The sequence below is a fragment of the Nitrosophilus sp. genome (assembly GCF_982775275.1).
The window spans coordinates 1-7,792 of sequence record NZ_CEXZHP010000065.1 but is presented as its reverse complement, the minus strand read 5'-3'; the positions used below and the strand labels follow the sequence as shown (position 1 = coordinate 7,792).

Below are 7,792 nucleotides of genomic sequence, written 5' to 3'. Positions count from 1 at the left end.
CGAAGGTGAGTGAAGCGAAGCAAGTTTGCGGTTAGGAAAGGTTGAAGGGGTAAGGTGGTAAGAGTCAAGATGATAAGAGGGCACAATTCCCAATTCCCGATTCCAAATTCCCATTTACCAATATTAAAATTTGAAAGGTAATTTATGACAAAACTAACTAAAATTGTAAAAGAGGCGGGAGAGATTTTAAAATATGGATATTATAATGCAAAAAAGGTTGACTTTAAAAGCGAAGTTGATTTGGTTACCGAATATGATGTAAAAATAGAAAATTTTTTAAAAGAAAAGATATCTAAAATTTATCCAGATTTTGAGATAGTAGCTGAAGAGAGTTTTGACAATTTAGACGATATTCCAAAAAAGGCTATTTTTATCGATCCTATTGACGGAACTACAAATTTCGTCCATAATATCGCATATGTAGGTATATCTATCGGAATTTATGAAGATGGAATCCCGATAGAGGGAGTAGTATACAATCCTATATTAGATGAACTTTTTGAAGCAAAAAAAGGGGCGGGTGCTTTTTTAAACGGCGAAAAATTGAGAGTTTCCAAAAGCAAAACATTAACTTCATCATTAATAGCAACCGGTTTTCCCTATACCAAAATAAAAAAGGGCAAAGATTATAAATGGGTGATAGATACCATGGCAAACCTTTTGCCAAAAACCAGAGACATTAGAAGGCTTGGATCTGCGTCTATTGATCTATCTTATGTTGCTTGCGGTAGATTTAGCGGTTTTTACGAAATAAATTTAAAGCCTTGGGATGTTGCGGCCGGTATTTTGCTTGTTAAAGAGGCTGGAGGAGAAGTTACAAATCATAAAGGAGAAAATTACAAATTTGGAGATATTATTGTCGCTACAAACGGTTTTATTCATAAAAAGATGATAGAAAATATGGCTAAATATTAAATTAAAAAAGTTGATAAAACATAATTATCGTCAATATAGTTGTTATAAAAAATGTAAAAATTGAAAAAATATTGTTAAATTTACTGTTTGTATATTTTCCCATTATATTTTTATTATTACTTATCACAAAAACTATCAGTATCAAAACAGGAAGCAAAACGCCGTCTAAAACCTGTGAATAAAAAAGTGCATCAACTACAGAAATTGGCGATAGATCTATAATATCCCCAATTATAAGAGCTCCAATAAAAACGGCATAAAAACCTTTTGCATCGCTTATCTTGTTATCCATACCTTCACGCCAGCCAAAAGTGTCTGATATTGCGTATGCGGTAGAACCAGCTAAAACCGGAACAGCCAAAAAGCCAGAAGCAATAATTCCTATACTAAAGAGTAAAAATGAGTATTCTCCCGCTATCGGTTTTAAAGCCAACGCAGCATCTTTTACGTTTTCAATTTTATTAAAATTTCCATAAAGCGTAGCAGCGGCAGCTACAATAATAAAAAAATCGAGCATACTTGAATATATCATCCCTACCGCTGTGTCAAAACTTGCCATTTTTGCTTGAACAACGCTTCTATGCTCCTCTTTCTCTTCAGATGCCTGCCAAAATAGAAGATATGGAGACATTTTGGTCCCAAGATATCCTAATGCGGCCATAATAAATAAAGAATTAAGAGGAAGTTGTGGTATAAATGTCCCAATAAGCAATTTTTTAATATCTGGATTGGCAAGAAATGCAGAAAAAATATATACGCTTAATATTAAAGTTAAAAATAGAAAAAATTTTTTAACAGTTTTATACTGTTTAAACATAACAAGATATGCAATTAATCCGGTAATTGGTATTAAAAAATATAGATTTTCAATCCCGGTTATAATCTCAAATATGGAAGCTATTGCATGAAGGTCAGCGCCAATGGTAAAGATATTTGCAATAGATAAAAAAAGAACTATAATGATTGTGATCTTTTTCCCATAAATTACTTTTGTAATCTCTGGAAGGCTTTTCCCTGTAACTATTGCAATTTTTGATACGCTATCTTGAATAGCAACCATCATAAAAGCCGAAAGTAGCGAAAGCCAAAGAAGCTTAAAACCGGTTAGCGTTCCTATCATAGTGCAAGTAACGATACCTGCGGGATCGTCTCCAGCTCCACCTGTGATAATTCCGGGACCTAAATTTTTTATTTTTTCTCTATTCTTTTTTATATCTTCAATTATTCTTTTTTTTAAATCCATTTTAGCTCTTTATTTGACTCTTAACTTAATAGATTATAATATATTTTGATGTAAATTTGAGGATAATTATGAAAAATTCTAATATTTTGATTTTTACCGATTTAGACGGGTCTTTGTTAGATTTTGATACCTACTCTTTTGCCGGGGCTTTAAAAGTTTTAAAAAAAATAAAAAAAAGAGATATTCCTCTAATTTTAACTTCAAGTAAAACAAGATTTGAGATTGAAAAGATTTTAAAAGAATTAAAAATCGACTATCCTTTTATAGTTGAAAATGGAGCTGCAATTTTCTTCCCAAAAAGGTTTAAAAAGTATCTTCCAAAAAAATGTAAAAAGATAGATGGTTATTATGTAATTATTTTGGGAAAAGAGTATAAAAAGATATTAAAGTTTAAAAATAAAATATCAGTAAAGGGTTTTAGCGATTTTTCTGTTAACAAGATAGAAAAATTGACAAATTTAGATAAAAATAGTGCCAAATTGGCAAAAAAAAGGGAATTTAGCGAACCGGTCATTATAAAAAATCATGATATTACAAAAATCAAAAACTTAGCAAAAAAATATGGTTTTAAAATTATAAAGGGTGGAAGATTTTATCATATTATCGGAGAGGGACAAGATAAATCAAAAGCAATAGATATAGTTAAAAGGATTTATAAAAAGATATATAAAAATAAAATATTAACAATAGGTATAGGTGATAGTAAAAATGATATAGGAATGCTAAAAAGTGTAGATATTCCTATTTTGATAAAAAAAGCTGATGGAAGTTATGAAAGAATAAACTTAAAAAATCTTATAAAATCAAAATATCCAGGAAGCAAGGGCTGGGGAGAGTGTGTGGGGTTGGTATTGAAAAGAGAAGATATAAAATCAATATTTTTTGCTTCATTGGATGGGGTATTACCAAAAAATGTAATAAGAAAATATGTAAAAATTGACAAAAATTTTTTATGTATAAATGATAAAAAGTATGATTTAAAAAAATATAAAAATATCTATATATTAGGAGCAGGGAAAGCATCATATGATATGGCTGTGGAGATTGAAAAGATTTTAAAAGATAGGATCAAAAATGGTGTTGTTATATCCATAAAAGAAAAAAATCTCAAAAATATAAAAATTTTAAAAGGTTCTCATCCGTTACCAAACAAAGACAGCATGAAAGCAACAAAAAAGATGATAAGTTTAATAAAAAAGATAAAAAAAGATGATTTGGTTATATTTTTGTTATCTGGCGGAGCATCTGCATTAATGGAACTTCCAATCCCTCCAATAACTTTAAAAGATTTACAAACTACCAATGAGCTTTTATTAAGATCTGGGGCAAATATTGATGAGGTAAATATCGTAAGAAAGCATATTTCTAGGGTAAAAGGCGGAAGATTGGCAAAAATGTGTAAGGCAGAAGCTGCCGTTTTGGTAATATCTGATGTTATAGGAGATAGTTTGGAGGTAATCGGTTCAGCTCCTTGTTATTTTGATAAAACAACATTTTTGGATGCTCAAAATATTTTGAAAAAATATGATATTTACAAAAAAATACCAAAAAGTGTTGTAGAAGTTATAAAAAAGGGTATACAAAAAAAGATTGATGAGACTTTAAAAGAAAAAAACAAAAAGATAAAACATTTTATTATTGCTTCAAATAAAATAGCAACAAAAGAAGGCAAAAAAAGTGCAAATAAGCTGGGATATAAAGCTTTTTTAGTAACGACAAGGATGTGTGGCGAAGCTAAAAATGTGGCAAAAAAAATAGTAAAAGAAGCCAAAAAAACAGAGTATAAAAAAGATTTTGTGTGGATATTTGGAGGTGAGACAACTGTTAAGGTAAAAGGTAAAGGCAAAGGAGGACGAAATCAGGAGATGGCCTTAAGCGCCTTAAAATATATAGACTCAAATGAGAATATAGTTTTTCTAAGTGCGGGAACAGACGGGATCGATGGAAACAGTAAGGCAGATGGTGCAATAGCTGATCATAAAATATATGAACTTTCTAAAGAGTTGGGACTTAATATAGAGATTTTTTTGGAAAATAATGACTCATACAATTTTTTTAAAAAAGTTGGCAACCATATAATAACAGGTTATACAGGAACAAATGTAATGGATATAGCGATATTAATAAAAGAGAGGATTTAATATGGGGGATTTTTTTCAAAATGGAATAATAACCACACTTTCGGAACTTGGCAAAAGACCGATTGAGGATTTGGAAGAGGAACTTTTAGATTTTTCCAAAAGAAGAAATATGGTTTTGCTACTTCCGGCTTTATATAGTGAATTTGAAAATCCCTCTATGCAAAAGATTATTGATGAATTAAAAAAGATCAAATATATTCATAAAATTATTTTAGGATTAGATAAAGCTACAAAAGAGGAGTTTATAAAAGTAAAAAAGATTATGAGCCAAATACCTTATGAGGTAGATATTTTGTGGAATGATGGGCCAAGAATGCAAGATATTTTTAAATATTTGAATAAAAATGGTTTTGATAGTATAAATATTAGAGGGAAAGGGCTTAATGTTTGGATAATGCTAGGATACGCTCTTGCCGATAAAGAAAATTATGCAATCGCTTTACATGATTGCGATATAGCTAATTATTCGAGGAAAATTCCCGCTAGGCTTTTTTATCCGGTTGTAAATCCAACTTTAACATATGAGTTTAACAAAGGATATTATTCGAGAGTAACGGATAGACTTCATGGAAGAGTAACAAGACTTTTTTATACGCCTCTTTTAAAATCAATTAAAAAGGTTTTTGGCTCAAATAGGTATATAGAGTATTTAATGAGTTTTAGATACGCCCTATCTGGAGAGTTTGCCCTTATTAGGTCTCTTGCAAGAAGTATCAGAATATCACCAACTTGGGGGCTTGAAGTATCTACTCTTAGCGAAGTATATAATAATACGTCCGTAAAAAGAATCTGTCAAACGGAGATAATACAATCTTATGAACATAAACATCAAAAACTTGGAAGTATAAAAAGCAAATCAGGTATTGCAAGAATGGCAAACGAAATAGCTCAAAATATTTTTAGGCTAATGGCTCAACAGGGATTTGTTTTTACAAAATATGATTTTAATACACTATTTAGCTGTTATTTTGATGAATCAAGATATGCAATAAGTCAATATGCGGCTTTAAGTAAAATAAATGGATTAAAGTATGATAGACAAAAAGAGATTTTGGCAGCTGAGATTTTTGGCGAAGTCTAAAAGAGGCTTCTATTAAGTTTTTAGAAGATCCTTTGGGGATTCCCGCATTATCGGCTTGGAGCACTATTAGAAGCGTTTTGCCAGATATTGGGGAGATGTTAAAAGATTGTGTTAAAGAGGATAAAAAGGTCTATTAAATGGGTGAGATAAGATACAATTTTTTAAATGATAGATATGTTATCTTCTCTCCAAAAAGAGCAAAAAGACCTCATATAAAATATAAAATCGATAAAGAACATAAAGATATTTTTATATACGGAATGGAAAAAAATACTCCTTCTGAAATTTTTGCTATTAGGAAAAGTGATAGTAAAAAAGATACCCCCGGATGGAAAGTTAGAGTCATACCAAACAGATATCCGGCAGTTGAAAATAATAATTTTGAAAAAAAAGAGAATTTTTATATAAGTTTTAACAATTACGGCTATCATGAAGTTGTTATTGAAACTCCAGATCCAAAAAAAAGATATAAAGATTTTTCATTAGAGGAGTTTAGTTTAGTTTTGGAGGTTTTTAAAATCAGGCTAAACTCTCTTTATGAAAAAAACGGTATAGAGTATGTTCATATTTTTAAAAATTGTGGTTTTGAAGCAGGAGCAAGTATCTCTCATTCCCATTCGCAGATTTTAGCTTTGCCTTATATTCCAACCCAACAAAAGATTATATTTTCTCAATTTAAAAAATTTTATAAAAATAAAAATTGCTGTTATTTATGTGAAGAGATAAAATATGAGATAATAAAAAGTAAAAGAGTGGTTTTTCAAAACGAAAATTTTATACTTTATGCTCCGTATGCATCATTGTATCCCTTTCAATTAAGAATAGTGCCCATTAAACATCTAAGAAACTTTGGAGATATTGATAAAGACTTGATAAACTCATTAGCAAAGATTTTTAAAAATGCGTTTTTAAAACTTGAAAAAATGGAAAAAGATATACCATTTAATCTTTTTTTAGTATCTTCCCCAAAAAAAAACGATAATTTATTTTTTCATTGGTATTTTGAGATAGTTCCAAGGCTAAATATACTTGGTGGATTTGAGTATGGATGTTTAGATACTATAAATACGATTTTTCCAGAAGAGGCTGTAAAAATATTAAAGGAAGGCAATGAAAACATATAGAGTTATTACTGCTCTTAGAGAGGATGCAAGAAAAGCTATAGAGAGCTTAAACAGTGCGGATATAGTGATAGGTATTCCCGCTTATTATAGTCAAGATACTATATCTTATGTGATTAAAGAGGCTGCTTTTGGACTTGAAAAATATTTCCCAGATTGTAAATCTTTGATATTTGTCGCAGATGGTGGATCCACCGATGACACAAGAGAAGAGGCGATTAATACGAAAATAGATAGTTTTAATATTAAAAAGATAGTGTCTATTTATAGGGGTATACCAGGGAAAGGATCCGCTGTTAGAGCTATATTTGAGACCGCTGAGTTTTTGCAAGCAAAAAGTATTGTTCTTTTTGATTCGGATCTTAGATCCATTACCCCAGAATGGGTAAAAAATATGATAGATCCTACACTAAATGGATATGATTATGTTGCCCCGTTTTATAAAAGATATAAATATGATGCAACAATTACAAATACAATTGCATATAATTTAACCAGAGCTTTATATGGAAAAAGGATTAGACAGCCAATAGGAGGAGATTTTGCTTTTTCTCAAAAAATGGTTAAAGAGTATATGGAAGAGGATGTTTGGGAGAGTGAGATTGCAAAGTTTGGCGTAGACATATGGTTAACGACAACTGCGATAGTAAAAAACGTAAAAATTTGTGAAGCAAGACTTGGAGCAAAAATACATAATGCAAAAGATCCTTCAAGTGATTTAAGCGCTATGTATAGAGAGGTAGTTGGAACAATTTTTAAATTAAGTGAAAAATATGAGAATTTTTGGAAAAAGATAAAAGGTTCTAAGCCTGTTGATATTTTAGGCGAAGATATTGGAGAAGAACCTGAGCCTTTTGAGATAGATCTTGAATCTTTAATAGAATATTTTAAAATAGGTTTTAATAATTTTGGAGTTTTATGGGAAAAGATTTTAGATAAAAATGATTATAAAATAATCTCTTCATTGGCAAAGATAAAAAATAAAGAGGATTTTTTATTTGAAAATAAAAGTTGGATAAGAATAGTGTATAGTTATATGGCTGCATTTCATAAAACTCCAAGACAAGAGATGAAGCTTCTTGAGACAATGATTCCGTTATATAACGCAAGAGTAGCATCCCTTGTAAATGAGCTTTCAAATAAAGATACAAAAGAGGCTGAAGAGTATTATGAAAAACAAGCATGTGAATTTGAGAAAATGAAAGATTATTTAATTAAGAAGTGGGAGTGAGTGAATCATAATTATCTAATGCTTCTTTTGCAAGCTCAGATCCAAGTTTTATAAGCTCTT

General features: G+C 30.1%; 6 protein-coding genes. 5 read left to right on the top strand and 1 reads right to left on the bottom strand.

The genetic code is table 11. From position 1 onward, the window contains the following. The first annotated feature begins 144 nt into the window (after nucleotides 1–144). Complete coding sequence (locus AC30RD_RS04575) at nucleotides 145–915, top strand: inositol monophosphatase family protein (RefSeq protein WP_489493114.1); 771 nt, start codon at nucleotides 145–147, stop codon at nucleotides 913–915. A gap of 1 nt (nucleotide 916) precedes the next feature. On the opposite strand, the gene AC30RD_RS04570 is transcribed toward AC30RD_RS04575, so the two are convergent. Next, nucleotides 917–2,158, bottom strand: a complete 1,242-nt coding sequence (locus AC30RD_RS04570) for an Nramp family divalent metal transporter (protein WP_489493113.1) — start codon at nucleotides 2,156–2,158, stop codon at nucleotides 917–919. A gap of 68 nt (nucleotides 2,159–2,226) precedes the next feature. Here AC30RD_RS04570 and AC30RD_RS04565 point away from each other — a divergent pair, with 68 nt between their 5' ends. From AC30RD_RS04565 to AC30RD_RS04550, 4 genes are all read left to right on the top strand, one after another. Continuing rightward, nucleotides 2,227–4,299: an HAD-IIB family hydrolase gene (locus tag AC30RD_RS04565; RefSeq protein ID WP_489493111.1), complete on the top strand. Its 2,073-nt coding sequence runs from the start codon at nucleotides 2,227–2,229 to the stop codon at nucleotides 4,297–4,299. A 1-nt stretch (nucleotide 4,300) separates the two neighbouring features. Then, entirely contained in the window at nucleotides 4,301–5,380 is a 1,080-nt protein-coding gene (locus tag AC30RD_RS04560) for a glycosyltransferase family protein (RefSeq protein ID WP_489493110.1), read from the top strand. Between the two features lie 137 nt (nucleotides 5,381–5,517). Continuing rightward, the gene (locus tag AC30RD_RS04555; protein ID WP_489493108.1) at nucleotides 5,518–6,504 is read left to right on the top strand and encodes a galactose-1-phosphate uridylyltransferase; all 987 of its coding nucleotides are present in this window, start codon (nucleotides 5,518–5,520) and stop codon (nucleotides 6,502–6,504) included. After that, entirely contained in the window at nucleotides 6,491–7,732 is a 1,242-nt protein-coding gene (locus AC30RD_RS04550; RefSeq protein ID WP_489493107.1) for a glycosyltransferase, read from the top strand. The genes AC30RD_RS04555 and AC30RD_RS04550 overlap by 14 nt, the downstream gene beginning before the upstream one ends. The last annotated feature ends 60 nt before the right edge of the window (nucleotides 7,733–7,792 follow it).

Bases quoted from the DNA above. Each gene is read 5' to 3' on its own strand.
- AC30RD_RS04575 (WP_489493114.1), top strand. From the start codon at position 145: ATGACAAAACTAACTAAAATTGTAAAAGAGGCGGGAGAGATTTTAAAA.
- AC30RD_RS04570 (WP_489493113.1), bottom strand. From the start codon at position 2,158: ATGGATTTAAAAAAAAGAATAATTGAAGATATAAAAAAGAATAGAGAA.
- AC30RD_RS04565 (WP_489493111.1), top strand. From the start codon at position 2,227: ATGAAAAATTCTAATATTTTGATTTTTACCGATTTAGACGGGTCTTTG.
- AC30RD_RS04560 (WP_489493110.1), top strand. From the start codon at position 4,301: ATGGGGGATTTTTTTCAAAATGGAATAATAACCACACTTTCGGAACTT.
- AC30RD_RS04555 (WP_489493108.1), top strand. From the start codon at position 5,518: ATGGGTGAGATAAGATACAATTTTTTAAATGATAGATATGTTATCTTC.
- AC30RD_RS04550 (WP_489493107.1), top strand. From the start codon at position 6,491: ATGAAAACATATAGAGTTATTACTGCTCTTAGAGAGGATGCAAGAAAA.